Raw genomic sequence first — 793 nt, 5'->3', positions numbered from 1 at the left:
AACATTAGAGCAGGTTTATCTAAAGAATAAGAATTTTTACGATGCGAATATGATAAATAATGATATTGCGCTTTCTTTAGAAAAACTCGAACATTACGAAGAAGCCATATTGCGTTTTCAAAAAGTTCGCGACTTTTGGTTAGCAAAAGGTGAACCATTAATTGCTGCTGATGCAACTATTAGTATTGCAGCTAACTTAATCAGTTTAGGTAGGCTTAAAGAAGCTGCTCAACTTCTGCTACAAGCACAGCAAATAGTAAAGCCAGGCAATGATGATAAATATAGTTACCTTAACTTTTTTCTGGCGCAACTTCATTACAAGCAAGCAAATTATGAGCAGGCAATAAAAAATATTCTTATTGCTGAAAAGTCATTTGAATTGAGTGACCATATCCGTGGAACGCTTGATACGTTGCGTCTAAAGAGCAATATTTATGAGGCTTCTGGTCATTGGTCACTTGCTTATCAAGCATTAAATGAATTTATCACCAGACATTTATTAATAGATGAAAAGGTTTTTACTGAACGTAATGCGAAGATGCAAACACAGTTTGATACAAACAAAATTAAAACTGAAAATGAAGTACTTATTCAACGATCTAAAGATAAAGAAAGGCAATTAGAGATATTGCAGAGCAACGAAAAAATGCAAGTCATCATTTTAATTTTGGTTTTTATTATTTTAGTGATTGCATTGATCTTCGCTTATAAGCAATTAAAAAGTAAACAACAATTTAAATACCTAGCCTGCACCGATGAACTTACCAAACTTGTAAATAGACGTGAAATTTAT

At 32.4% G+C, this 793-nt stretch carries 1 protein-coding gene; it reads left to right on the top strand.

The genetic code is table 11. The annotated features are described in order from the left end of the window. Positions 1-49: 49 nt before the first annotated feature. Positions 50-793, top strand: a 744-nt coding sequence (locus MT391_RS20690; protein WP_499499980.1) for a hypothetical protein, incomplete at its 3' end; no start/stop codon positions are given.

This window comes from Vibrio sp. 1-Bac 57 (assembly GCF_037546855.1).
Lineage (GTDB): Bacteria > Pseudomonadota > Gammaproteobacteria > Enterobacterales > Psychromonadaceae > Psychromonas.
The sequence above is the reverse complement of the archived record's forward strand: the minus strand, read 5'-3'. Positions and strand labels throughout refer to the sequence as shown.